The organism is Pseudomonas sp. MDV22-iso1, from assembly GCF_058145095.1.
The window spans coordinates 122,267-146,771 of the sequence record NZ_JBYVMF010000009.1 but is presented as its reverse complement, the minus strand read 5'-3'; the positions used below and the strand labels follow the sequence as shown (position 1 = coordinate 146,771).

The window sequence follows — 24,505 nt, the reverse complement described above, 5'->3', positions numbered from 1 at the left end:
CGTCTCCGTACCTGCAGACCCGTATAGGCTTTTTCATGACAGCGAATATGCACTTCCCAACGTCCACGCTGTGGGCGGCGACCACTGCTGCACGTCGCACCACACCTCCGATCACCGGGCCCCTGAACGTCGATGTCGCCGTGATCGGTGGCGGCTTCACCGGCTTGTCCGCCGCGCTCCATCTTGCTGAGTCGGGTGTCCACGTCGCCCTGTTCGAGGCGTCCGAAATCGCCCACCGGGCCTCCGGTCGAAACGGCGGTCAAGTGGTGCCGGGCTTTAAACCGACACCGCAGGCGCTGATCAAACGGTTTGGCGCCGAGACCGCGACGCGCATGATGCGGTTTGGGTATAGCAGTGCTGATGAGCTGTTCGAGCTTGTCGAGCGTCACAAGATTGATTGTTCGCCGACCCGCGATGGCTGGATCCAGGGTGCATTCTCCGAAGCAACGGCGCGGTATCTCCAGACGCGGGCACGGGCCATCAACCATCACGGCGGTGACGCCCTTTACCTTGACCGCGACGCCATGGCCGAGGCGACCGGTTCGGCATTCTGGCCGGCCGGCCTGCTCGAGCGGCGTGCCGGCGCGGTGCATCCGCTGGCCTATGCTCGCGGGCTCGCAGACGCTGCTCTCGCTTGCGGTGCGGCCATTCATGAGCACTCGCACGTCAGTGCAATGACGCCGGTGGCAGGCGGCGTCGAGCTGACCGTGAATGGCCATCAGGTTCGTGCAAAGCAGGTGATCCTGGCCACGGATGCATACACCGACCGGCTGTGGCCTGCCGTTGCGCAATCCTATGTCACGGTGTCGAGCGCGCAGATTGCGACCGACCCTCTTCCGGTGGCCTTGCGCGAGCGCATCATGGCGCGCGGAGCGGGCGTGTCCGAGACACGCAAAATCACCTACTACTGCCGTATCGATCCGGACGGACGATTCGTCATCGGCGGCCGCGGGCATTCTGCCGACTCGCTTGATCCCGCCACACGCGCGCAACTCATCGCGGCGGCCATCGAGCGCTTTCCAGAACTGGCGGGCGTGGCCTGGGTGCATGGCTGGGCGTGCCGGGTGGGCATGACCATTGATGATTTGCCACGCTTGCACCGACTGGCGGATGGCGTGTGGACGGCCTTCGGTTATTGCGGTCGCGGTGTGGCGATGGGAACGGCGCTGGGACGTGTGCTCGCACAGGCCGTACAGGGTTGCGATGAGGCGCAACTGGAATTTCCCGTGACCCCGGTCTCCCGCCTGCCGTTGTACCCGGCTCGTCAACTGGGTGCTGCACTGGCGATCAGTTGGTACCGATTGCGGGATTCGCTCGGGTATCCCGCCTGAATCAACGCTTGCCTTGGTGAATCTCAGCCTGTCGCGGCGGCTTCAGGCCGGGATTTTTTGATTCTCATATTCTTTATAGATCTTAATAAATAGCTTCTTATTCCTTAACGGATATAAATTCGCTCCCTATACTCGCCCAGGAACAGACACGCAGCAGGAGAGCTCCCCCATGCGCAACGAATCAATTCGCTACCTGATTGTGCCGGGCTGGCAAGGATCGCCAGAAGATCATTGGCAAAGCCACTGGCAGAACAGTTTGCCGAATAGCGCCCGGGTGGAGCAGGCCGACTGGCTGACCCCGCGTCGTGAAGATTGGGTGGCCGCGCTGGCTGAAGCAATTGCCGCGGACAGCACACCGGTCATCCTGATCGCCCATAGCCTGGGTTGCATCACCGTTGCCCATTGGGCCGCCACCGCGCCCGTGCAATTTCTGCGTCAGGTGCGCGGTGCCTTGCTGGTCGCGCCAGCGGACGTCGAGCGTCCAGCCTGCGCACCGGCCTTGCGCAACTTTGCGCCGATTCCTGTGGACCTTTTGCCCTTCCCGAGCCAGGTCGTCAGCTCCGACAACGACAGCGCCGTCAGCGCAACGCGAGCACTGGAGCTGGCGCGAAACTGGGGGGCTGAGGCGGGGATTCTGGCGGGCGCGGGGCACATCAACGTGAAGTCCGGTCACCAGCGTTGGGAGCAGGGTTTTGCTTACCTCTATCGCCTGCAAAACCGCTTGGAACATCACGCCCTGCGTCGCGCCTGAGTTTTTCTTTTTTCGCTTTCTTTTGAATAGGCCCCCGCCTCCCGGCGGTTTTGGGCGGGAGTCTGCCATGAGCTTTGAAACCTTCGGTCAGCCGCTGCTGACCTTTCCCGACGCCGAAAAAAGTCCCCTGAGCATCCGCGCCAAAGCGCTGGTGTTCGTCGATCCGCGCTCGCGGCAGTTGCGCCAGGACCTGGAGAATCTGGCACCGCGCGCCATCAGCGTATTGATCCGTGGCGAAACCGGCAGCGGCAAGGAATTGCTCGCGCGTCATATCCACCGTGCAAGCGATCGTGGTGGTTTGTTCGTGTCGGTCAATTGCGGTGCGATCAGCCCGACTTATGCCGACGCCGAGTTGTTCGGCTATGCCGCGGGTAGCTACAGCGGTGCGGCGAGCAGTCGAGCTGGATGGTTTGGTTCGGCCAATGGCGGCACGCTGTATCTGGACGAGATCGGTGACCTGCCGCTGCCGATTCAGATCAAGTTGCTCGCGGCCCTGGAAAATCATGAAGTCACCCGCGTCGGCGCCCATCAGCCGAGCCCGGTGGATGTACGTCTGGTCGCGGCCACCAGCATTGATCTGGCGCAGGCCGTGGCTGCCGGAAAATTCAATGAACGTCTTTATCATTACCTCAGCGAAGGCCAACTCGAACTACCAGCGTTGCGTGAACGGGTGGGCGATATTCTGTCGCTGTCCGAATATTTTCTCGGCATTTATAGCCAGCGCCTGGACCTGCCCGTGCCGCTGATCAGCGAGGCTGCGCAGCAGGTGCTGGAACAGCACTCCTGGCCAGGCAACACCCGAGAGCTGGAAAACGTCATTCACTTTGCGCTGTTGGTCAGCACTGGCGACGAGATTTTGCCTGAGCATCTGAATTTGCCGTCGGTGCCTGCGCCTCTCGAGCACATTGAGCAGGAGGTGGCTCGGCTTATTAAGAACGGCTCCCCTTCAGAACGATCCGGATTGAGGCACTTGTTCGAGCGCCTTGCGCTGATTGTGTAGCAGCTGCCGAAGGCTGCGTTCGATTGCGCAGCAATCGTAAAACGGCACAACAAGGTATTACTGAAAGACCGCAGCGCTGGATTTGCGGCCGCAGCGCGCCCGACCGCAGCCTTCGGCAGCTGCTACAAAGGCCTGCTCGTCTGTATGAACAAAATGGAATATGAAAGTGAATAAAAGATATTGTTCGGGAATAAAAAATCCCGGTATTGTCCGCGTCACGCCAGCGATAGCACTTCACTGGCACCTCACTTGAAGCCGTCGTCGATGACGACCGTGATTTTCGATAAGGACACTGCATGAAAAAGGTTCTGTTGTTCACCGCATTGGCGGCTGCCCTGACCGCGGGCCTGGCCCAGGCTGGCGAAAAACTGGTAGTGGCGGCGACTCCGGTTCCCCACGCCGAGATTCTTGAACTGATTAAGCCAACCCTCGCTAAAGAAGGCGTGGACCTGGAAATCAAAGTGTTCACCGACTACGTTCAGCCGAACGTTCAGGTTGACCAGAAGCGTCTGGACGCCAACTACTTCCAGACCCTGCCGTACCTGAACAGCTTCAACGAAGGTAAAGGCACCAATCTGGTGACCGTGATTGGCGTGCACGTAGAACCGTTCGGCGGCTACTCCAAGAAAGTCAAAACCCTGGCTGAGCTCAAAGACGGCGCGACCATCGCCATCCCGAACGAAGGCAGCAACAGCGGCCGTGCCCTGATCCTGTTGCAGAAGGCTGGCCTGATCGAGTTGAAAGACCCGAAAAACGCTTTGGCGACTCCGAAAGACATCGCCAAGAACCCGCACAACTTCAAGTTCAAAGAACTTGAGTCGGCCATGCTGCCCCGTGTTCTGGACCAGGTCGACCTGGACATGATCAACACCAACTACGCGCTGGAAGCAGGTCTGAACCCGGCTAAAGACGCGCTGATCATCGAAGGTGCCGATTCGCCTTACGTGAACTTCCTGGTGGCACGTCCGGACAACAAGGACAGCGTTGCCATCCAGAAACTGGCCAAGGCGTTGACCAGTCCTGAAGTGAAGGCTTTCATCGAGAAGAAATACAGCGGTGCGGTACTGCCGGCCTTCTGATTGATGCGGTAAACCCTTCACGGTTTTAAGCGCCGACGGCTTATACAGCGTCGGCGTTTTTTATTTGGGAGTGAGCCTGCTCGCGAACCTTTGTAGCAGCTGCCGAGGCACGAGGCTGCGTTGCGGGCCGAAGGACCGCCTTTTTGGGGCTGCTCCGCAGCCTGACGCAGCCTCGCAGGCTCGGCAGCTGCTACAGGGAGCTACGCGAGCACATTGAGAATTTTTTGCCTCGGGAGCCTTAGGACACCTTTGCTTTCAACGCCTTTCGCAACGCCAGCAGCAGCTTCAGTAGATCTTGCGTGTTCATCGGCTGCGGCATTTCTTCATTTGCCATTTTTCGCTTCCTTGTGAAGGTTCGGCCGGGAGTCTGGCCAAAAGATGTCCATCCCTGAAGACTCCTACCGAAAAAGAGATGCTTCCTACAACGCCCGGGGAAATAGTAGACGCTGAACGTAGGAATGAGTACGACGTACTCCGTGCGTAAGAACGCCAAGTCAGGGGCGAGATTGTTGAGGGCGGCAAGTGGCAGGGGTTAAGGGCGTGGCCTGGGGTACCTGGCATTTCTGTCAGGTGCCCTGTCCCTCATGTTCGGTGCAAACTAGACATTCGAGCAGGAGGTTTCGCACATGACATCGTTACCCGCTGATGTGTGTCGGTATCGTTACGACGCACTGGATCTACTCACAGGTTCAGAAACCGCTGGGCAGGCAAGTCTCCAACGTTTCTACCGTCACCAGCATCTAGTGACGGAGCTGCAAGGACAGTCCAGCCATTCCGTGTTCCAGCAGGGTGAGCAACTGCTCGCCATGCAATCGCGCGAGGACGACGGCAGCCTCGAGTGCCAACTGCTGGCCACTGATCAACAACGCTCCGTTTTGCAATTGTTGGATTCGATGGGACCGTCGCCGCAGATCTACACCCCTTATGGTCATCATTCGGCCGATAGTGGTCTGAGCAGCCTTCTCGGCTTTAACGGCGAACGCCGCGACCAGCTGACTGGACATTATCTGCTGGGGAACGGGCATCGGGCGTTCAACCCGGTGCTGATGCGTTTCAACAGCCCTGACCGGTTGAGTCCGTTTGGTCGGGGCGGGTTGAACCCGTATGCGTATTGTCTGGGGGATCCGGTGAATCATAACGATCCGACCGGACAATTTGCCGCAATTGCCAGAATCCTCACCGGTTTAGGCACACTGTTCAACTCGGTTATCACGTTGAGGCCCGGCATCCCTTTTCAGGTAGGACTGGATGCGTTGGCAAATGGAGCCGTGTTTCGATCCCCCCTAAGACATACCGTGGGTGCTTTGTCTTCCGTTTCTGCAGGAGTGACCGGTGTTCTTGGAGCTGTTGCCGGTCTGGCGAGTACGATTGTTGCCGCCATTAGCCCCGCTTCTACCGCGCTTGTACCCATGGCCCACACTTCATTGGGGCTCGGGGCTGCTTCAGCAGTGGGAAGATTGGGGTCCTGGTGGGCTGCGCGTGATGCTGCAGTGCTGCCTGCCCTGAAAAATCTATCTGGCGGGTCGCCTGCTGTAGCAAGTCGAGTGCTATCAGCAGGCTCAAGAAGACCTTCACATATCTCCATTGACATGAATCCCATGCCTTTGCCATCAGCCTCGGGCTTTACTCCCTCAGCTCCTCCTCAAACCCCGACGCCTATTGCTTCGGCTCCACCACTAACGCCAAGTATTGTCCAGCCAACTTCCAGGGGCGCTATCAAACGCAGGCATGATGGTGCGTTCGTGCTGAGGGCTCGGCGTAAAATCATTCGGGAATCATGAGAACAACGTGTAATTGAACGTCAATCCGGCCAATACCAGGCCGGTTCATCCAGCACGCGCTGCCCGACAATCCCGGTCTGGCCCAAATGCTTTTCCAGCACAATGCAATTGCATTCCTCGGCCTCCTGCAATGCTGAAATCAACCGCCGAGCATGGGACACCACCCACACCTGACACTGCTCTGACGCCCGAATAATCAACCGCGCTAACGCCGGTAACAGGTCCGGGTGGAGGCTGGTTTCCGGTTCGTTCAGCACCATCAGCGATGGCGGTCTCGGCGTCAGCAATGCGGCCACCAGCAATAAATAACGCAACGTTCCGTCAGACAATTCGGCCGCCGATAACGGTCGCAACAACCCTTCCTGATAAAACTCGATGGCAAACCGCCCCCCTTGCAGCGGTGCGATGTTCAATCTCGCGCCGGGAAACGCATCGCTGACGGCCGCTTGCAAGGCGTCGGCATCACCGATTTCACGAATGGTCTGCAACGCCGCCGCCAGATCACGACCGTCGTGGTGCAACACCGGTGTGCGCGTGCCCAATTGCGGTTGGCGAACCGGCGCGTCGGCATCGCTGCGAAAGTGATCATAAAAGCGCCAGCGACGAATGAATTCACGCAGCTGCAAGACTTCCGCCGTGGTGCGAAAACTGCCGACCTGATCGAACAGGCTGTCGAAATTCGGCGTGTGCTGGGCGAGTACTTCCCAGCCTCGACCGTCGCGGACGCGAATCATCGGCCCGGCGCGATCCACAAGCAGGCTGGCGGGACGGTAGAACGGGCCAGACCAGATGCATTCCTTTTTGATTTCAGGATCGAGGTAGAACTCAGTACGGGTTGGTACCGGCAAGCCCAGGGCAATCGAATAGCTGAAGTCCTCGCCTGCAAACCCCAGGCGCAGGCGTTTTGGGCCGTGTTGCACGTTTGCCTGGACCGGTACTTCGCCGTTGCGCATGCGCCGGGAGATGTTCTCCGGACCGGCCCAAAAGGTTGAATCCAGCCCACCCTCTCGAGCCAATGCATTGACCACACCGCCCTGAGCGGTTTCCGCCAGCAGGCGCAACGCTCGATAGAGGTTGGATTTGCCACTGCCGTTGGGGCCGGTAATGAGGTTCAGGCGCCCCAGCGGGATGACCAGTTTGTTGATCGAGCGATAATTGGCCACTGCGAGAGTTTTAAGCATTGAGAAGCTTCCAGCTGCGTGGTGCACCAGTTTGCCTTATTGTCCGCAACACGGTGATACCTGTAGCACCCGCTGCGCCACGATCCCTGTAGCACCCGCTGCGCCACGATCCCTGTAGCAGCTGGCGAAGCCTGCGTTCGGCTGCGAAGCAGTCGCAGTCCGGCTTGAAAGGTCCGCCTGTTGCACCGCGAGTACTGATTTTACGACTGCTTCGCAGTCGGTCGCAGGCTTCGCCAGCTGCTACAGGACCGCGACATGATTCCGGTAGGGGTTGCCCTGAGATTATGATGTTATCGCTTTATTTGGCGGGCATCAGAGGCGCCTGTTGAACCCTGTTCTAAGCTCACAGTCGTATCGAGAATCGCACGCCTGTTCAACGCAAAGGAGTCTGCATGGCTGGTCCCGGATTGAAACTAGTGGTTGGGTTGAGCCTCCTGGCTTTGCTGACCGCCTGCGGCGAAAAAAAACAGGTCGAAAAGGAACGTCCGCGGGTGTTCGTGCAAGAGGTCAAGCTGGCCGATTACGCGGCGACGGTGACCCTCACGGGCGATGTCCAGGCGCGGGTTCAGACCGAATTGTCGTTTCGTGTCGGGGGCAAGATTATCCAGCGCATGGTCGATGTCGGTGATCGAGTGTCGGCCAAGCAAGTACTGGCCAAGCTTGATCCCAAAGACCTGCAAACCAATGTCGACTCGGCGCAGGCCCAGGTCACGGCTGAACAGGCCCGGGTCACACAGACCGCCGCGTCCTTTGTCCGCCAGCAAAAACTCCTGCCCAAGGGTTACACCAGCCAAAGCGAATACGATTCTGCCCAAGCCGCATTGCGCAGCAGCCAAAGCGCGCTGGCGGCTGCCCAGGCGCAACTGGCCAATGCCCGCGAGCAACTGAGCTACACCTCGCTGATTGCCGACGCGCCGGGCGTGATTACCGCGCGCCAGGCTGAAGTCGGCCAGGTGGTACAGGCCACGGTGCCGATTTTCAGCCTGGCCCGGGATGGCGAGCGCGACGCCGTGTTCAACATCTACGAGTCGCTGCTGGCCCAGGAACCGGAAGATAAAACGGTGGTTGTAAGTTTGCTCGACAACCCCGCCATTAAAACCACCGGCACCGTTCGCGAGATCACCCCGGCCGTTTCTGCGCAAACCGGCACGGTGCAAGTCAAAGTGACGCTCAGCAGTTTGCCGGAGGGCATGCAACTGGGCTCAGTGGTGAGCGCCACCGCGAAAACGCCAGGCAAATCCGCCGTCGTCCTGCCGTGGTCAGCCCTGACCAAAAATATCAGCGAACCCGCCGTGTGGCGGGTAGACGGCGAAGGCAAAGCCGAACTGCATACCGTCACCGTCGGCCGTTACCTCACCGGTAAAGTCGTCATCAGCGGCGGCTTGAACGCCGGCGATAAAGTGATCATCGCCGGCGGCCAGTTACTGCACCCCGGTGTAAAAGTGGAAGTGGCCGAAAACACGTACAAGGATCTGGAAGTGGGGAATCAGCCATGAAGCGCCTATGGCTGGTTTTAGCCGCTGTCATGCTGGCGGCCTGCTCGAAAAAAGAGCCGCCACCGGAGCCGATACGCCCTGTGCTGTCGATCAAGGTCCTGGCCCTGGACGAAGAAAACCTCGGCCGATTCGCCGGCAGTATCCAGGCGCGTTATGAAAGCAATGTCGGGTTCCGCGTGCCGGGGCGCATTGCTCGTCGTGTCGTCGATGTGGGCGCCGAGGTCGAGAAGGGCGCCTTGCTCGCCACCCTTGATCCCACGGATCAGCAGAACCAGTTGCGTTCTGCCCAGGGCGATCTGGCGAAAATCCAGGCGCAATTCATCAACGCCCAGGCCAATGCCCGACGCCAGCAGGAACTGTTCAATCGTGGTGTGGGCGCCCAGGCGCAACTGGACGCTGCCCAGACCGACCTGAAAACCACCCAGGCCTCCCTCGATCAAGCCAAGGCCGCGGTCGGCCAGGCCAAGGATCAACTGGGCTACGTCGAACTGCGCACCGATCACAAGGCTATCGTCACCGCGTGGAATGCCGAAGCCGGGCAAGTCGTCACGGCCGGCCAGCAAGTCGTGACCCTGGCGCAGCCGGACATCAAGGAAGCGGTGATCGACCTGCCGGACACCCTGGTTGATCAGTTGCCGGCGGACGTGGTGTTCCAGGTCGCCGCGCAACTGGACCCGAGCATCACCACCACCGCCACCATTCGCGAAATCGAGCCTCAGGCACAGAGCGCGACCCGCACTCGCCGGGCACGCCTGACGCTGACGGAGACGCCACCGGGCTTTCACCTCGGGACGGCCATCAGCGTGACCCTCAGTTCGGCGATCAAACCGCGCATTGAATTGCCCGTCACCGCGTTGCAGGAGGTGGACGGCAAGCAGCGCATCTGGGTGATCGACGCACAAACCCAAACCGTTTCCCCGCGAGACGTCCACCTGATAAGCCGCACGGGTGACACCGTGGTGCTGGCGGATGGCGTGAAGTCTGGCGAGCGCGTGGTCAGCGCCGGCGTGAACAGCCTGAAACCAGGGCAAAAAGTGAAAATCGACGAGGAAAGCCCACAATGAAAGGGAGTTTCAATTTATCCGAATGGGCCCTCAAGCATCAGTCGTTTGTCTGGTATTTGATGTTCGTCGCGCTGTTGATGGGCGTGTTCTCGTACATGAACCTGGGTCGCGAGGAAGACCCGTCGTTCACCATCAAGACCATGGTTATCCAGACCCGCTGGCCGGGCGCAACCCAGGAAGAGACCCTCAAGCAGGTCACTGACCGCATCGAGAAAAAACTCGAAGAGCTCGACTCCCTCGACTACGTGAAAAGCTACACCCGACCCGGCGAATCCACCGTGTTCGTCTATTTGCGCGACACCACCAGTGCCGAGGACATCCCGGAAATCTGGTACCAGGTGCGCAAGAAGATCAACGACATTCGCGGTGATTTCCCTCAAGGCTTGCAAGGGCCGGGGTTCAACGACGAGTTCGGTGATGTGTACGGGTCGGTCTACGCCTTCACGGCGGATGGCATGTCGCTGCGCCAGCTACGTGATTACGTCGAACAGGTCCGGGCAGAGATCCGTGATGTGCCGGGGCTGGGCAAGGTCGAGATGATCGGCGAGCAGGACGAAGTGATCTACCTGAACTTCTCCACGCGCAAACTTGCCGCCCTGGGGCTGGATCAGCGCCAGGTGGTGCAAAGCCTGCAATCCCAGAATGCGGTGACCCCGGCCGGGGTGATCGAGGCAGGTCCCGAGCGGATTTCGGTGCGCACATCGGGTCAGTTCGAGTCTGAAAAAGACCTGGCCAACGTCAATCTGAAGCTCAACGATCGCTTCTATCGCCTGGCGGACATCGCTGAAATCAGCCGTGGCTATGTCGATCCGTCGACGCCGGAATTTCGCTTCAACGGCCAGACCGCCATCGGCCTGGCCATCGCGATGAAGAAGGGCGGCAACATCCAGGAGTTCGGCAAAGCCTTGCATCAACGCATGGAAGAGCTGACTGCCGACTTGCCGGTGGGCGTGGGCGTGCACAGTGTGTCCGACCAGGCCGAAGTGGTGGAAAAAGCCGTCGGCGGTTTCACCAGCGCGTTGTTCGAAGCCGTGGTCATCGTCTTGATCGTCAGCGTCATCAGCCTTGGCGTGCGTGCCGGGCTGGTGGTGGCGTGCTCGATCCCGCTGGTGCTGGCGATGGTGTTTGTGTTCATGGAATACAGCGGCATCACCATGCAGCGGATCTCGCTCGGCGCGCTGATCATCGCCCTCGGTCTGCTGGTGGACGACGCGATGATCACGGTGGAGATGATGGTCACGCGCCTGGAGATGGGCGAAACCAAGGAGCAGGCGGCGACGTTCGCCTACACCTCGACCGCCTTCCCGATGCTCACCGGTACGCTGGTGACCGTCGCCGGTTTCGTGCCGATTGGCCTCAACGCGAGCTCGGCGGGTGAATACACCTTCACGCTGTTTGCAGTGATCGCGGTGGCGATGTTGGTGTCATGGGTGGTCGCGGTGTTGTTTGCCCCGGTGATCGGTGTGCACATCCTCAGCGCCAACGTGAAGCCGCACAATGCAGAGCCTGGCCGCGTGGGTCGGGCGTTCAACGGCGGTATGCTGTGGGCGATGCGCAATCGCTGGTGGGCCATCGGCATCACGATTGCGCTGTTCGTGGCGTCGGTGTTTTCCATGCAATTCGTGCAGAACCAGTTCTTCCCGTCGTCGGACCGCCCGGAAATTCTTGTCGACTTGAACCTGCCGCAAAACGCCTCGATTGCCGAAACCCGCAAGGCCGTGAACAAGCTCGAGGAAACGCTCAAGGGCGATCCGGACATCGTGCGCTGGAGCACCTACATTGGCGAAGGTGCGATCCGTTTCTACCTGCCCCTCGACCAGCAATTGCAAAACCCGTACTACGCGCAACTGATCATCGTCAGCAAAGGCCTGGAGTCGCGAGAGGCCCTGAGCCAGCGCTTGCGTGAGCGTCTGCGCAAAGAATTCGTCGGCATCGGCAGCTACGTCCAGGCGCTGGAAATGGGTCCGCCCGTGGGTCGGCCTATTCAGTACCGGGTCAGTGGCAAGGACATCGATCAAGTGCGCAAGCACGCCATTGCATTGGCGACCGAGCTGGATAAGAACGCTCATATCGGCGAGATCATTTACGACTGGAACGAGCCGGGCAAAGTTCTGCGGATCGACATCGCCCAGGACAAGGCACGGCAACTGGGGCTGTCGTCGGAAGACGTGGCCAACCTGATGAACAGCATCGTCGTCGGCGCGCCGGTGACGCAGGTGGATGACGATATCTATCTGATCAACGTCGTCGGCCGTGCGGTGGATGCCGAGCGCGGAACTCCGCAAACTTTGCAGAACCTGCAGATCGTCACGCCGGGCGGGACGTCGATTCCGCTGTTGTCATTCGCCACCGTGCGCTATGAACTCGAACAGCCGCTGGTGTGGCGTCGAGACCGCAAACCGACCATCACCATCAAGGCTGCCGTGCGTGACGAGATTCAGCCGACTGACCTGGTGAAGCAACTCAAGCCGGCCATCGACCAGTTCGCCGCTACTCTGCCAGTGGGCTACAAGGTCGCCACTGGCGGTACGGTTGAGGAAAGCGGCAAGGCCCAGGGGCCGATCGCCAAGGTTGTGCCACTGATGCTGTTCCTGATGGCGACCTTCCTGATGATCCAGCTGCACAGTGTGCAGAAGCTGTTCCTGGTGGCCAGCGTCGCGCCGCTCGGGTTGATTGGCGTGGTGCTGGCGCTGATCCCGACGGGCACGCCGATGGGCTTCGTGGCGATCCTGGGGATTCTGGCACTGATCGGCATCATCATCCGCAACTCGGTGATTCTGGTGACGCAGATCGAAGCGTTCGAGAAGGACGGTTATTCACCGTGGGAGTCGGTGGTGCAAGCCACGGAACATCGACGCAGGCCGATCTTGCTGACGGCGGCGGCGGCGAGTCTGGGGATGATCCCGATTGCCCGGGAAGTGTTCTGGGGGCCGATGGCCTACGCGATGATTGGCGGGATTATTATCGCGACCTTGCTGACGCTGCTGTTTTTGCCGGCGCTGTATGTGGCCTGGTACAAGATTCGGGAACCGAAGAAAGAAGTGCAGTAAGGCGAGCGCTTCGCGCTCATCGCGGGCAAGCCACGCTCCCACAGTTGACCGCGTCGTACAGACGGATGCGGTTTTCTGTAGGAGCAAAGCTTGCTCGCGATGGCGTCCTGCCTGACTACACCGGCTTACGCCAGACACTTGCCAACCAAGGCTGCTGCTCCCGCGGCAATCCGGCTGGCCGATAGTAATGCTCCAGCTCGACAAACCCCGCCTCGGTCAACAGCGCCTGCCACGCCTGCAAGTCGTGATACGCGCCATAACGCGGCCCGTTCCAGCCTTCCTGGTTTTCGCCACGGGGATTGGAACTGAACAACACGCCCCCCGGCTTCAACGTACCGTGCAACTGCTTCAGCACCCGAGGCAATTCCTGGCGCGGGATATGAAACAGTACGGCGTTGGCAAAAATGCCGTCGAAGCGTTGGTCTGGCAGATCCAGCTTGAGAAAGTCTTGCTGCAAGACTTCACAGCCACTGTCTTCACGCGCCATCTGCGCGAACTTCTCTGAGCCATCAAGCCCGACTGCGGTATGACCCAGGCGTGTGAAGGTTTGCAAATCGCGCCCCGGACCGCAGCCGAAGTCGAGGATATTGAACGGTGCCTTCCCCTGAATATGCCGCAGCAGTGCATCGATGTTCTGGCTGACATCGTGATCACGCGTCCCTTCACGAAAGCCTTCGGCCACCGAGTTGTAATGGCCCAAGGTGGTGGAGGTGATTTTTTCGAGGTCGTCCGGGGTTTGTTTCATGGTGGGCTGCGCGGGTAATTGGGATACGCCGAATATACGCCATCAGGCCTAGGGCTGCTGCGCAGCCATCGCGAGCAGGCTCACTCCCACAGTGGATCGCGTCGGACACAGATCCAGCATCCGCTGTAGATCTTTTGTAGGAGTGAGCCTGCTCGCGATGACGGTATTAATAACCACCAAAAACCTGAATCAGTCCTCGGTGTTCTTCATCTAAACGATGGGTGGCAGCTGTGCGCGGGTTAGTAGGCCGGTCAATAGGAACCCGGTGCATCCGAAGACGCCCCACGCACAGCCGCCATATTCAGTACCCGACAGAGTGTCGGGCGTGAGGATGGGACGCTATGCACCTATTGATCCGGGCTACTAAACCCGATCACTGATGAGCAGTGACGGACGGAGGTTAGGCACGGAATTCTGCAGGCGCAAGCGTGCGAAATAATCTAGGAAACGTCCTGCCAAGGGAAGGGATTTGCTATGTAGGAGCGCTGATTTTTCTGTGAGAAAACGGCAGTTTTTGTAGTGGGTTTCCTACAGCAAAGATCGCAGCCTTCGGCAGCGCCTACAGTGGATCGGTGGACACCTGTAGGCGCTGCCGAAGGCTGCGATCTTTTGATCTTGATTCAGCGTTTGTTAAGGCCCCGCGCCAATCGATCCCCACCCAGCTGGATAATCGCCACCAACACCACCAGCAATACGATCACCGTCAGCATGATCTGGCTATCGAATCGCTGATAGCCGTACCGATACGCAATGTCCCCCAGCCCACCAGCACCAATCGCTCCTGCCATGGCCGAGGAGTTGATCATGGTGACCAGGGTAATGGTGAAACCGCCGACAATCCCCGGCAGCGCTTCCGGCAACAGAACATGCCAGACGATGTGCCAGCGCCGGCATCCCATCGCCTGTGCTGCTTCGATGAGCCCATGATCGACCTCACGCAAGCTGACCTCGGCGATACGCGCAAAGAACGGCGTGGCGGCGATGGTCAGGGGGACCACCGCTGCCCACACGCCATAGGTGGTGCCGACGATCAGGCGAGTGAACGGGATCAGCGCCACCATCAGAATCAGAAACGGTATAGATCGAAACAGGTTCACGAACGCACCCAGTGCGCGGTTCAGCGCGGGTGCTTCGTAGATGCCGCCTTTGGAACTGGTGACCAGAATCACCGCCAGCGGTATGCCCGCCAGTAACGCAATCAGCGATGACACGCCAACCATCAGGAAAGTGTCGATGAAGCCTTGCAGCAAGCGATCAAACCACATAACCCAACACCTCCACCTGTTGTGCCCATTGGCCGGCGCGCTGGCGCAGTTCTTCCGCGCTCGAAGATGAATCCGTCACCGCCAACAGCAGTTGTCCAAGCGCATGCCCCTGAATCCGCTCCACGCCACCTTGCAGCAGCCGCACGCGACCGCCAAGGGCGCTGAACAACGCGGCCAGATCGGGTTCGTCGGTGGCGCTACCGGTGAATTGCAGACGCAATACGACGGCGGCATCCGGCTTGGGAGGCTGCGCGTGCAAGCGGCTTTGCAGCTCTTGCGGCAGTGCGTGCTGCAATGGCGCGAGCAAGGTCTTGCTGACCTCATGCTGTGGGTTGCCGAACACTTCCCAGACTGGCCCTTGCTCGACGATCCGACCGTGTTCGAGCACCACTACCCGGTCACAGATATCGCGGATAACCGCCATTTCGTGAGTGATCAGCACGATGGTCAGGCCGAGCCGTTGGTTGATCTCGCGCAGCAGCCCGAGGATCGATTGCGTGGTCTCCGGGTCGAGCGCTGAAGTGGCTTCGTCGCACAACAGAATCGCTGGATCGTGGACCAGCGCGCGAGCGATGCCGACGCGTTGTTTCTGGCCGCCGGAGAGCTGCGCCGGATAGGCCTTGTGTTTGCCTTCAAGCCCCACCAGTTCCAGTAATTCACCTACTTTCTGCTCGCGTTTTTCCTTCGGGACACCCGCCACTTTCAGCGGCAATTCGACGTTCTGCCAAACCGTCTTGGCCGACATCAAATTGAAATGCTGAAAGATCATGCCGATGCGTCGACGCAGCGCGACCAAGCGGTCTTCATCGAACTCGCCAATGTCCACCTGATCGATCAACACGCGACCGCTGCTTGGCTGTTCAAGTCGGTTGATGGTGCGGATCAGCGACGACTTGCCGGCGCCGCTGCGGCCGATGATGCCGAACACTTCGCCGCGCTGAATCGCCAGGTCGATGCCGTGCAGGGCGGCGACCGGACCTTGCTGGCCGTTGTAGGTTTTGCCCAGGCCGATAAAACGCACATGAGCTCGGTTCAGGTCAGGATGCAGTTCGGCTTTTTGGGCCTGACGTTGCTCTGGAATTTCCAGTCGCAGTTGCGTGGCAGCCGTCATTCTCAGCTTTCCCAACCGGCTTGGTAGAGCTTGCCGTGGGCTTTATCCAGCGCAGCGCGAACCGCCGGCGAATGCTGGTAAATGTCGACGAATTTGATAAGACGAGGATCGGTTTTGCTCTTGGGCTGAATCACGAACTGGATCACGTATTCCTTGTGATCGAGGCCATCGAACAGCAGGGCAGAGCCGGCATCGAAGGTCTTGGACAAGCGAATGTAGGCCGGATAGCCCTGCACCAGATCGGCGTCGTCATAAGCGCGCACCAGTTGCACGGCTTCAACCTGGAGAATTTTGATTTTCTTTGGGTTGCTGACGATGTCTTCTTCGGTGGCCTTGTAGCCCACACCGGGTTTGAGCGTGATCAGGCCGGACTTGGCCAGGAGCTGCAGGCCGCGGCCGCTGTTGATCGGGTCATTGGCGATGGCGACGGTAGCGCCTTCTGGCAGCTCGTCGAAGCTTTTGTATTTCTTCGAATACAGGCCGACGTTGTTGATGATCCCCGGAGCGAACGGCACCAGGTCAAAACCGGCGGCGGCCTTGGCGTTTTCCAGGAACGGGATGTGCTGGAAGTAATTCACGTCGATGTCGCCGGCAGCGAGGCTGACGTTGGGGGCGATCCAGTCGCTGAACTCAACCAGTTCAACCTTCAGGCCTTGTTTGTTGGCTTCTTCGACGGCCGCTTCCAGAGGAATCGCGAAGGCGGCGGTGGTGCCGACCTTGAGCGCCGGGTCGGCGGCGAAGGTAGCGGAGCTGAAGAGGCCGAGGGCCAGGGCCAGTGCTTTGACTGGGTGAGAGAGGTAGTGCTTGGTCATGATGGTTATTCCAGTCAGTGCATGAATGTGTGTTGTCTGGTTGGGCCTCATCGCCAGCAGGCTGGTTCCCACAGTAGGAATGCATTGCAACTGTGGGAGCTAGCCTGCTAGCGATGCTTTTAACGGCGGAACGCCGAACCGGTGTGTTGCTCAGGCAAATGCGCCCCTTCGTGAAACAGCTTTTCCCTGAAGGAGCCGTTGTCATAAGCGGTCTTGTACGACCCTCGGCGCTGCAGTTCCGGGATCACCCGCTCAATGAAATCCACATAGCTTTCCGGCGTGACGATGCGCGTGAGGTTGAAGCCGTCCAGACCGGTTTCGGCGATCCACGATTCCAGCTCATCCGCCACTTGCTCAGGCGAGCCCACCACGGTGATGTAACGACCGCCGAGGGCGTGTTGCTCCAGCAATTTGCGGCGGGTCCAGTCGTTGTTCTGCAGGTTTTTGGTCGCGGACTGGATGGCGTTGCTCTTCACGTACTGGATCGGCTCGTCGATCTCGTACTCGGAAAAATCGATCCCGGTCGAGGCCGAGAAATGCGCCACGCCGGCTTCGGCGCTGGCGTAGCTCAGGTACTCGGCATGCTTGGCCCAAGCGAGCTCTTCGGTGGCGCCGACAATTACGTTCAGCCCCATGAACACCTTGATGTCCTCAGGGTTGCGACCGGCTTCAACGGCGCTGGCGCGCACCTTGTCCACCTGAACTTTGGTCGATGGTTTGTTCTGGCCGCTGATGAACACACACTCGGCGTGACGCCCGGCGAACAACAATCCACGGTCCGAGCTGCCGGCCTGGAACAGCACCGGCGTGCGTTGCGGCGACGGTTCGCAGAGGTGATAGCCCTCGACCTGATAGAACTCGCCCTTGTGCTCGACCTTGTGCACCTTTTCTGGCTGCGCATAGATTCGCTGCTGCGGATCGTTGAGCACCGCGCCGTTTTCCCAACTGCCTTCCCAGAGTTTGTAGAGCACGTTGAGGTACTCGTCAGCCTGGTCATAGCGGCGGTCGTGTTCGACCTGTTCGCTCAGGCCCATGGCCTTGGCGGCACTGTCGAGGTAACCGGTGACGATGTTCCAGCCCACTCGACCGCGACTCAGGTGATCGAGTGTCGACATGCGTCGGGCGAACAGATACGGCGGCTCGTAGGTAAGGTTGGCGGTGAGGCCGAAACCAAGGTTTCGGGTCACGGCGGCCATGGCCGACACCAGGAGCAGCGGGTCGTTGACCGGCAGCTGGATCGACTCTTTGAGCGGCACATCCACCGCGTTCTGGTAGACGTCATACACCCCGACGATGTCGGCGATGAACAACCCGTCAAAGAGTCCGCGCTCCAGCAGTTGCGCCAGTTCGGTCCAGTATTCGATGGTTTTGTATTGAGTGGAGTTGTCCCGTGGATGCGTCCACAGGCCATGGTTGATGTGACCGATGCAGTTCATGTTGAACGCGTTGAGCAGGATTTTCTTTTTGCTGGCGCTCATCAGATGGTCCCCCGCAGTGGCGGTTTTTCATCGTTGAGGTAGTAGTTGCCCACAGCGTGGTACTTCCAGCGCACCGGGTCGTGCAGCGTGTGCACGCGCGCGTTGCGCCAATGGCGATCCAGACCGTGTTCGATCAGGGTCGCCTGGCTGCCAGCCAGTTCAAACAGCGTGCTGCCCGCGGCGAGGGAGATTTCGGTACTGATGGCGCGGGCCTCGGCGATGGCAATGGACGCCGCCGCGACGGTCTCGGCGTTGGTGTCGGCCTGGGCCTTGTCGAGGTATTCGCCAGCACGTTCGAGCAAGGCTTCAGTGGCATGCAGACGGATGCTCAGGTGGCCGAAGCTCTTGAGGGTCAGCGGGTCTTCGGTGGCTTTCTCATGGGTAGCATCAATCCACGGCCGGGTTTTGGTGCGCACGAAGTGCAGGGCATCTTCATACGCCGCGCGGGCGATGCCGGTGTCGATGGCGGCATGAAGAATCTGCGCCAACGGGCCAACCGGTGTCGGACGTTCGAAAGCGCTTTGAAAAGGGATCACGTCTTCGGCCGCGACGTAGACGTCTTCGAACACCACCGAGCCGCTGCCCGTGGTGCGCTGGCCAAAGCCGCTCCAGTCGTCGATGACCGTCAGGCCTTTGCTGTCGCGCGGCACAAACGCCAGTTGTTGCACGCCGTTTTCATCAATAACTGACGTCGGGATACGTTGGGCGTAGATGGCACCGGTGGCGTAGAACTTGCGGCCATTAATGCGATAACCATCGCTTTCGCGGGTCAGGCGGGTGACACGGTCGTGGGCGGTTTTGGTGCCCAGTTCTGCCAGGGCATTGCCGAAGCGCTGACCGGCCAGGACTTCGGCGTACAGGCGTTTTTTCTGCTCGTCGCTGCCGTTCACTCGCAGCACTTCGAGGGCATAGAAATGGTTTTGGGGGATCTGTCCGAGGGAACCGTCCGCCTGGGCGATCAAGGCGATGACCTTGGCCAGGGTGACGTTCGAAACGCCCGCGCCACCGTATTCCTTTGGCACACTGATACCCCATAGGCCCGAGCGGGAAAACACTTCCAGCTCCGGATGTGGCAAACGGCGTTCGCGGTCGCGCAGGGCGCTGTCGCGTTTGAAGTCATCGGCCAGGTCACTGGCGACGATCAGGGCTTGCTCATCGCTGGTTATGACCGCGACGTGGTGAGAAAGAGGCATGTGCTTCTCCAGAGATCTGGTCAAAAGTGTCTGGTCGTTAAATCCAGGAATGACGAGCGGGCAACGTGCCGTTCAAGTGATACGTGCCGACAGCGTGATACTTCCAGCGCACCGGATCGTGCAGCGTGTGCACGCGGGCGTTACGCCAGTGACGGTCGAGATTGAATTCGGCGAGGGTGGCGCGGCTGCCGGCGAGTTCGAAGAGCTTTTCGCTGGCCAGCAACGAGATTTCGGTGGTCAGCACTTTGGCTTCGGCCACGGCAATCGAGGCGCGGGCAGCGGACTCGGCAGTGAGCGGCGCGGCGTTGACCTGGTCGAGCACTTGCCCGGCCTTGCGCAGTAGAGCTTCAGCCGCGTGCAGTTCAATTTTCAGTTTGCCGATGTCGGCGATGACATAGAGGTCGTCGCTCGCCCGTTCAACGTTGGCGTCGATCCATGGCCGTGCACGGGTCTTCACGAATTCGATGGCGTCGTCGATTGCGCCTCGGGCAATGCCGGCGTCGATAGCCGCTTGAATCAGCTGTGAGACGGAACCCTGGATGTTTGGCTTGTCGTTGATCGTCCAGTTATCCACCACCAGTTCGGCGTCGACCCGCACGTTGTTGAGCAAGACGGTGCCGCTGGCAGTGGTGCGTTGGCCAAAACCCGACCAGTCATCAACGATGCGCAAACCGGGCGTGCCACGGCGGACGAAGGCCAGTACCTGCTTGCCGTCATCGTTCAGCGCTTTGACGGCGACCCAATGAGCGAACAACGCGCCGGTGGAATAGAACTTCTGGCCATTGATCACGAAACCATCGCCATCGGCGGTGATTCGCGCTTTCAGTTCGAGTGTGTTTTTGGTGCCGCGCTCCGGGCCTGCATTGCCGATGCGCCAGCCTTCAAGCACGCTTTTGAACAGCCGTTTTTTCTGCGCTTCGGTGGCGCTGCCGAGCACAAGATTGAGAATGCCAAACTGGTTTTGCGGGATCTGCCCCAAGGCCGGATCAGCCGCGGAAATGATCGCGAAGACCTCAGCAAGGGTGACGAATGAAACCTGTGGACCGCCGTATTCGCGCGCAATGGCGATGCTGCCCAGGCCGCTGCGGGTGAATTGTTCGATTTCCGACCACGGCAGCTTGCGCTGCTGGTCACGTTTGGCCGCTTGCAGGCGAGCGACCTGTGCCAGCTCATGGGCGGCCTTGATGGCTTGAGCATCGTTGCGCAAGACCTGCGCGGGCAACAACAACGGGGCGATATCCAGATCACTCTGGACAAGTGCGTCTGCCAGACTGGACATCAGCGCCACTCCTTGGCTGCACGCAATGCCCTGGCGATTTGCACTGGGGTGATTGTGTTCCGGACCATACCTACCTCACATCTCATGGAAACGCCGCGGGAAAGGCGGCGAACGAAAACAAGAATGTCCGGTGGTCCGGTTCATATACCCTAAACATGTATAAAAAATTAATAAACTAACTTTTAGGAATATGCATAGAAGGGTGTTGTGGGGGAAGACAGATATCCTGTGTAGCAGCTGGCGACCTGTGGCGAGGGGATTCATCCCCGTTCGGCTGCGCAGCAGTCGTAAAGATTTTGGGGCCGCTGCGCGACCCAGCGGGGATGAATCCCCTCGCCACAGATCGCCAGCTGTTACAGGGATTGTGGTGTGTTTGGAGAGGGGGCTCAGCGCTTTGCTCGCTTCAGCGGTACTTTGAGGTAGGCGTTGGCGCAGCCGATCTTCAGCCTGCGCACTGGCGCCCAGCGAGAGTTGTTGCCTGCCCGGTCGAGGACGCAATACGTTACTTCCAGTCGCAGATCCTCGCCCGCTTCGAGAATGATCGCCGAAGGTACCCAAACCCGAATCGGCTGTCCGATATCACAGGGTTTTAGCCTGGGCAGATCCATTCGAGCGTCCCCCCAACGCAGGGTGATCTCGTCGTCGACGTCCATGTTCAGGTACGGCTCAATGGTCAACGGCACGCCGCGCTTTATCTGCCTCGAATTGACGCCCTTTCGTTGAATCGCCTCGGGGAGGTAAACCGGCGCCAGGTTCTGGTTTTCATCGCCGCACACCGGTGGTGGCTGTCCGCCTGGGCAATCCAGTTTGACGTGTACCTGCATGGCGGGCGACAGGGCCGGTTCCTGACCGATCTGCATGACCCGGTAGCGAACGCTCGAAGCGCCACTGGCAATAAAGCTTTCCGGTACTCGCAGGCTGACGGTCTTGCACACGTCCCTGGCAGCCAACACTTTGGACGCCACGTAGCAGTCATCCCAGAACAGTTCGATCAGATCGCCTTTATCCATGCCGGCGTATGGCGCGACGTCGATCAGCAGGTGCGCCGCCGAGCTGATGTTGATGCTGTCCTTGTCTGATTGCGCCAGCGTCGGCACCGCCAATTGAAGTGTGGTCGAGATGCTTTTCATGGATTCTCCTTGAAGTCTTGCAACGAATTCCGTTTCTGAAAAAAAACGCGGATGTCGAACAGCAAAACCGTTCATTACTTGAAGTTAAAATAATGATTGAGTGTGATGAGTGTCGTCCGTAGTCACAGATAAAAGTGCGGATGAATGACTGTCAATAGAGTGAGTTAGTTAAGTTGGCGAGCGCGTGTTATTCAGAAGGTTCCTACGTGCAGGAGGCAGTAAGCCCCATGGTGCTGTCGAATATTGCTCAATAAATGTTGGGTTTTACTGCGCTGTTTAGCGATAGCGACAGCTAAGCACTGCTTGAGTATTAAGCATACTGGCGAAGGCAAAATGGTTTCTACGGGCTATATATGTACCGCGCGCTTCGACAAAAAAGTTGTAGGGCAGGCAGTGATATTTAATTGAGCGAACAGGGTGTTTATAGAAGGGGAGGGGGACTTCCATCCGTGGAAGTTAAACCGTATTGCGGGGGTGTTTAATGGTGTGTGTTGTTTATAAACTTGCTGAGGAACTGTTTCGTCCGCTCTTCTTTAGGGTTGGCAAACAACGCCTTGGCTTCACCTTGCTCGACGATCACTCCTTTGTCGAAAAACACCACGCGATTGGCCACGTCCCGGGCAAAGCTCATTTCGTGGGTGACGATCACCATGGTGCGTTTCTCTTCAGCCAGGCTGCGGATAGTTGCCAGCACTTCACCCACCAGCTCCGGATCGAGGGCCGAGGTAGGTTCGTCGAACAGAATGACTTCCGGCTCCATGGCCAATGCCCTGGCGATCGCCACACGCTGTTGCTGGCCGCCTGAAAGACGTCGCGGATACGCGTCCTCCTTGCCCGCCAACCCGACTCGGGCCAACAGTTTTTTGCCCAGGGCAATGGCATCGGCGCGGGGGATCTTTTTCACCACGATCGGCCCCTCGATCACGTTTTCCAGGGCCGTGCGATGGGGGAACAGATTGAAGCTCTGGAACACGAAACCCACGTGCTGACGCAAGCGGCGCACCAGGCTTTGCTGCTGGTTCAGTGGTCGGCTGCCATCGATTTCGATGTCACCAACCTTGATCCGGCCGCTGGTGGGTTCTTCCAGAAAATTCAAGCAGCGCAGGAAGGTGGTTTTACCCGAGCCGCTGGGCCCGATAATGGCCACAACCTCGCCTTCCTTTACTTCCAGATCGATGCCATTGAGCACCACTTGACCCTTGAACTGCTTTGTCAGTTTTTCCACGACAATCATGGGTCAGGACTCCTGGTCGTGCCGATTGACCCGCTCTTCCAACTTGTTCTGCAGGTGCGACAACACCGTGGCCAGAATCCAGTAGATCAGTGCGGCGGCAAGGTACATGGTGAACACTTCGAAGGTGCGTGCTGTGATCAGCTGCGCCTGGCGGAACAACTCCGGCACCTGGATGGTGGCGGCCAGCGCGGTGTCCTTGACCAGCGAAATGAAGCTGTTGCCAAGCGGCGGCAATGCGGTGCGCATTGCCTGCGGGATGATGGCCCGTCGCAGGGTTTGCGCTCGGGTCATGCCGATGCTGGCGGCAGCTTCCCACTGGCCGCGCTCGATTGAGCTGATCGCGGAGCGGAGGATTTCACAGGCGTAAGCGGCCATGTTCAGCGAGAAGCCGATCAGGGCCGCCGGCAGCGGATCGAGTTCCATGCCCAATTGCGGCAAGCCGTAATAGATCACGAACAGTTGCACCAGCAACGGCGTGCCGCGAAAAAACGACACGTAGATGCGGGCGATCCAGCTCACCAGCTTGAAGCGCGACAGGCGCATCAGTGCCAGGCCGAAGCCCAGCATGAGGCCGAAAAACATCCCGCCCAGGCTCAAGATGACCGTGTAGTAGGCCCCCTTGAGCAGGAAAGGCAGGGAATCCAGTGCGAGTTGGAAAGCTTCTTCCATTATTGAGTGACGTCAGCGCTGAAATATTTTTCCGAGAGCTTTTTCAGCGTACCGTCTGCACGCAGCTTGTCGATGGCTTTGTTGATTGCTTCCAGCAGTTCAGGCTCGCCTTTGCGCAGGGCAATACCGGCTTCCTGGCGGGAGAACGCTTCGCCGGCGGCGACAGTGTCCTTGGCCTTCTTGGCGTATTCCAGTGCGGCGAGACGGTCGATCAGGATGGCGTCGATACGGCCTACGCGCAGGTCCTGGAACTTGGTCGGATCATCGTCATAGGTCTTGATGATGGCTTTGGGTTGATTTTCCTTGAGCCATTGCTCGTAGTTGGTGCCCAGGCCTACACCGACTTTCTTGCCATCCAGATCGGCGGCGGTCTTGATGGTGTCTTTGTTCTTGGTCAGAACAAGCGCCTGAATACCGGAGACGGTGTAAGGCTCGGAGAAGTCGTACTTCTTCTTGCGCTCTTCGGAAATGGTCACTTGGTTGATCACTGCATCCAGACGCTTGGATTCCAGTGCCGCGAGGATGCCATCCCATTTGGTCGGTTGCAGTTTCACTTTCACGCCCAGCTCTTTGGCCAGGGCTTCGGAGAACTCGACTTCGAAGCCGGCCAGTTTGCCGTCGGCGTCCACGAAGCTGAACGGTGGGTAAGTGCCTTCCAGGCCGACGTTGATAACGCCGGCGTCTTTGATTTTTTGCAGTTGCTCACCGGCAACGGCCTGACCGATCAGACCGGCGCTCAGCGCCAGGCCCAGCGAACCTACCAGCAGATTTCGACGTAGTGCGGAAAAATTCATGACAAGCCCCTGTGTTTTCTTATGGAAGACGTAGTGAGAAGGTTGGCAAATTCGGGATTTAA

The 24,505-nt window shown here is 59.1% G+C and carries 20 protein-coding genes; 8 read left to right on the top strand and 12 right to left on the bottom strand.

The window, feature by feature from the left end; all coding sequences use genetic code 11:
- Nucleotides 1-47 precede the first annotated feature (47 nt).
- The 5 genes from AC3ZVB_RS13005 (at nt 48) to AC3ZVB_RS12985 (ending at nt 5,942) form a co-directional block, all read left to right on the top strand.
- Nucleotides 48-1,331 carry an NAD(P)/FAD-dependent oxidoreductase gene (locus tag AC3ZVB_RS13005; RefSeq protein WP_490146715.1) on the top strand — a complete coding sequence of 428 codons (1,284 nt, stop codon included), beginning with the start codon at nt 48-50 and terminating at the stop codon, nt 1,329-1,331.
- Nucleotides 1,332-1,500: 169 nt separating this feature from the next.
- Nucleotides 1,501-2,082, top strand: a complete 582-nt coding sequence (locus AC3ZVB_RS13000; RefSeq protein WP_490146714.1) for an alpha/beta hydrolase — start codon at nt 1,501-1,503, stop codon at nt 2,080-2,082.
- A gap of 67 nt (nt 2,083-2,149) precedes the next feature.
- Nucleotides 2,150-3,082, top strand: a complete 933-nt coding sequence (locus AC3ZVB_RS12995; RefSeq protein WP_490146713.1) for a sigma 54-interacting transcriptional regulator — start codon at nt 2,150-2,152, stop codon at nt 3,080-3,082.
- Between the two features lie 296 nt (nt 3,083-3,378).
- Nucleotides 3,379-4,161 (top strand): MetQ/NlpA family ABC transporter substrate-binding protein, encoded by a 783-nt coding sequence (locus tag AC3ZVB_RS12990; RefSeq protein WP_162437060.1) that lies wholly within the window; start codon nt 3,379-3,381, stop codon nt 4,159-4,161.
- 626 nt (nt 4,162-4,787) lie between these two features.
- On the top strand, nt 4,788-5,942 hold the full coding sequence (locus AC3ZVB_RS12985) for an RHS repeat-associated core domain-containing protein (protein WP_490146712.1): 1,155 nt from the start codon (nt 4,788-4,790) through the stop codon (nt 5,940-5,942).
- Between the two features lie 20 nt (nt 5,943-5,962).
- On the opposite strand, the gene AC3ZVB_RS12980 is transcribed toward AC3ZVB_RS12985, so the two are convergent.
- On the bottom strand, nt 5,963-7,123 hold the full coding sequence (locus tag AC3ZVB_RS12980) for an AAA family ATPase (RefSeq protein ID WP_490146711.1): 1,161 nt from the start codon (nt 7,121-7,123) through the stop codon (nt 5,963-5,965).
- Nucleotides 7,124-7,515: 392 nt separating this feature from the next.
- Between AC3ZVB_RS12980 and AC3ZVB_RS12975 the strand changes: the two genes are divergently transcribed.
- From AC3ZVB_RS12975 to AC3ZVB_RS12965, 3 genes are read left to right on the top strand one after another with little or no spacing between them, the layout of a single operon-like run.
- Complete coding sequence (locus AC3ZVB_RS12975; protein ID WP_162437057.1) at nt 7,516-8,619, top strand: efflux RND transporter periplasmic adaptor subunit; 1,104 nt, start codon at nt 7,516-7,518, stop codon at nt 8,617-8,619.
- Nucleotides 8,616-9,683, top strand: coding sequence for an efflux RND transporter periplasmic adaptor subunit (locus AC3ZVB_RS12970; RefSeq protein WP_490146710.1), 1,068 nt, complete (start codon nt 8,616-8,618; stop codon nt 9,681-9,683). Before AC3ZVB_RS12975 ends, AC3ZVB_RS12970 begins: the two co-directional genes overlap by 4 nt.
- Nucleotides 9,680-12,733, top strand: coding sequence for an efflux RND transporter permease subunit (locus AC3ZVB_RS12965; protein WP_490146709.1), 3,054 nt, complete (start codon nt 9,680-9,682; stop codon nt 12,731-12,733). The genes AC3ZVB_RS12970 and AC3ZVB_RS12965 overlap by 4 nt, the downstream gene beginning before the upstream one ends.
- A 115-nt stretch (nt 12,734-12,848) precedes the next feature.
- Here the strand turns inward: AC3ZVB_RS12965 and AC3ZVB_RS12960 are convergent, their stop codons facing one another.
- The 11 genes from AC3ZVB_RS12960 to tcyJ all read right to left on the bottom strand — a co-directional run bounded on the left by AC3ZVB_RS12960 (nt 12,849) and on the right by tcyJ (nt 24,443).
- Nucleotides 12,849-13,478 (bottom strand): class I SAM-dependent methyltransferase, encoded by a 630-nt coding sequence (locus AC3ZVB_RS12960; RefSeq protein ID WP_162437054.1) that lies wholly within the window; start codon nt 13,476-13,478, stop codon nt 12,849-12,851.
- A 620-nt stretch (nt 13,479-14,098) separates the two neighbouring features.
- On the bottom strand, nt 14,099-14,743 hold the full coding sequence (locus AC3ZVB_RS12955; RefSeq protein ID WP_154852881.1) for a methionine ABC transporter permease: 645 nt from the start codon (nt 14,741-14,743) through the stop codon (nt 14,099-14,101).
- A complete protein-coding gene (locus AC3ZVB_RS12950; RefSeq protein ID WP_490146708.1) occupies nt 14,733-15,854 on the bottom strand; it encodes a methionine ABC transporter ATP-binding protein in 1,122 nt (373 codons plus the stop codon). Before AC3ZVB_RS12950 ends, AC3ZVB_RS12955 begins: the two co-directional genes overlap by 11 nt.
- Before the next feature lie 2 nt (nt 15,855-15,856).
- Nucleotides 15,857-16,666: a MetQ/NlpA family ABC transporter substrate-binding protein gene (locus tag AC3ZVB_RS12945; protein WP_490146707.1), complete on the bottom strand. Its 810-nt coding sequence runs from the start codon at nt 16,664-16,666 to the stop codon at nt 15,857-15,859.
- Nucleotides 16,667-16,785: 119 nt separating this feature from the next.
- Nucleotides 16,786-18,144 (bottom strand): LLM class flavin-dependent oxidoreductase, encoded by a 1,359-nt coding sequence (locus AC3ZVB_RS12940; RefSeq protein ID WP_490146706.1) that lies wholly within the window; start codon nt 18,142-18,144, stop codon nt 16,786-16,788.
- On the bottom strand, nt 18,144-19,337 hold the full coding sequence (locus AC3ZVB_RS12935; RefSeq protein ID WP_162437050.1) for an SfnB family sulfur acquisition oxidoreductase: 1,194 nt from the start codon (nt 19,335-19,337) through the stop codon (nt 18,144-18,146). The genes AC3ZVB_RS12940 and AC3ZVB_RS12935 overlap by 1 nt, the downstream gene beginning before the upstream one ends.
- Nucleotides 19,338-19,374: 37 nt before the next feature.
- Nucleotides 19,375-20,616, bottom strand: coding sequence for an SfnB family sulfur acquisition oxidoreductase (locus AC3ZVB_RS12930; RefSeq protein WP_490146705.1), 1,242 nt, complete (start codon nt 20,614-20,616; stop codon nt 19,375-19,377).
- A gap of 386 nt (nt 20,617-21,002) precedes the next feature.
- A complete protein-coding gene (locus AC3ZVB_RS12925; protein WP_490146704.1) occupies nt 21,003-21,746 on the bottom strand; it encodes a hypothetical protein in 744 nt (247 codons plus the stop codon).
- A gap of 478 nt (nt 21,747-22,224) precedes the next feature.
- Complete coding sequence (tcyN, locus tag AC3ZVB_RS12920) at nt 22,225-22,980, bottom strand: L-cystine ABC transporter ATP-binding protein TcyN (RefSeq protein WP_162437047.1); 756 nt, start codon at nt 22,978-22,980, stop codon at nt 22,225-22,227.
- Nucleotides 22,981-22,983: 3 nt separating this feature from the next.
- Entirely contained in the window at nt 22,984-23,649 is a 666-nt protein-coding gene (gene tcyL, locus AC3ZVB_RS12915; protein WP_010464804.1) for a cystine ABC transporter permease, read from the bottom strand.
- Entirely contained in the window at nt 23,649-24,443 is a 795-nt protein-coding gene (gene tcyJ, locus AC3ZVB_RS12910; RefSeq protein ID WP_490146703.1) for a cystine ABC transporter substrate-binding protein, read from the bottom strand. The genes tcyL and tcyJ overlap by 1 nt, the downstream gene beginning before the upstream one ends.
- Between the last annotated feature and the right edge of the window lie 62 nt (nt 24,444-24,505).

Coding starts and splice junctions, on each gene's coding strand:
- AC3ZVB_RS13005 (WP_490146715.1), top strand. CDS start 48: ATGCACTTCCCAACGTCCACGCTGTGGGCGGCGACCACTGCTGCACGT.
- AC3ZVB_RS13000 (WP_490146714.1), top strand. CDS start 1,501: ATGCGCAACGAATCAATTCGCTACCTGATTGTGCCGGGCTGGCAAGGA.
- AC3ZVB_RS12995 (WP_490146713.1), top strand. CDS start 2,150: ATGAGCTTTGAAACCTTCGGTCAGCCGCTGCTGACCTTTCCCGACGCC.
- AC3ZVB_RS12990 (WP_162437060.1), top strand. CDS start 3,379: ATGAAAAAGGTTCTGTTGTTCACCGCATTGGCGGCTGCCCTGACCGCG.
- AC3ZVB_RS12985 (WP_490146712.1), top strand. CDS start 4,788: ATGACATCGTTACCCGCTGATGTGTGTCGGTATCGTTACGACGCACTG.
- AC3ZVB_RS12980 (WP_490146711.1), bottom strand. CDS start 7,123: ATGCTTAAAACTCTCGCAGTGGCCAATTATCGCTCGATCAACAAACTG.
- AC3ZVB_RS12975 (WP_162437057.1), top strand. CDS start 7,516: ATGGCTGGTCCCGGATTGAAACTAGTGGTTGGGTTGAGCCTCCTGGCT.
- AC3ZVB_RS12970 (WP_490146710.1), top strand. CDS start 8,616: ATGAAGCGCCTATGGCTGGTTTTAGCCGCTGTCATGCTGGCGGCCTGC.
- AC3ZVB_RS12965 (WP_490146709.1), top strand. CDS start 9,680: ATGAAAGGGAGTTTCAATTTATCCGAATGGGCCCTCAAGCATCAGTCG.
- AC3ZVB_RS12960 (WP_162437054.1), bottom strand. CDS start 13,478: ATGAAACAAACCCCGGACGACCTCGAAAAAATCACCTCCACCACCTTG.
- AC3ZVB_RS12955 (WP_154852881.1), bottom strand. CDS start 14,743: ATGTGGTTTGATCGCTTGCTGCAAGGCTTCATCGACACTTTCCTGATG.
- AC3ZVB_RS12950 (WP_490146708.1), bottom strand. CDS start 15,854: ATGACGGCTGCCACGCAACTGCGACTGGAAATTCCAGAGCAACGTCAG.
- AC3ZVB_RS12945 (WP_490146707.1), bottom strand. CDS start 16,666: ATGACCAAGCACTACCTCTCTCACCCAGTCAAAGCACTGGCCCTGGCC.
- AC3ZVB_RS12940 (WP_490146706.1), bottom strand. CDS start 18,144: ATGAGCGCCAGCAAAAAGAAAATCCTGCTCAACGCGTTCAACATGAAC.
- AC3ZVB_RS12935 (WP_162437050.1), bottom strand. CDS start 19,337: ATGCCTCTTTCTCACCACGTCGCGGTCATAACCAGCGATGAGCAAGCC.
- AC3ZVB_RS12930 (WP_490146705.1), bottom strand. CDS start 20,616: ATGTCCAGTCTGGCAGACGCACTTGTCCAGAGTGATCTGGATATCGCC.
- AC3ZVB_RS12925 (WP_490146704.1), bottom strand. CDS start 21,746: ATGAAAAGCATCTCGACCACACTTCAATTGGCGGTGCCGACGCTGGCG.
- tcyN (WP_162437047.1), bottom strand. CDS start 22,980: ATGATTGTCGTGGAAAAACTGACAAAGCAGTTCAAGGGTCAAGTGGTG.
- tcyL (WP_010464804.1), bottom strand. CDS start 23,649: ATGGAAGAAGCTTTCCAACTCGCACTGGATTCCCTGCCTTTCCTGCTC.
- tcyJ (WP_490146703.1), bottom strand. CDS start 24,443: ATGAATTTTTCCGCACTACGTCGAAATCTGCTGGTAGGTTCGCTGGGC.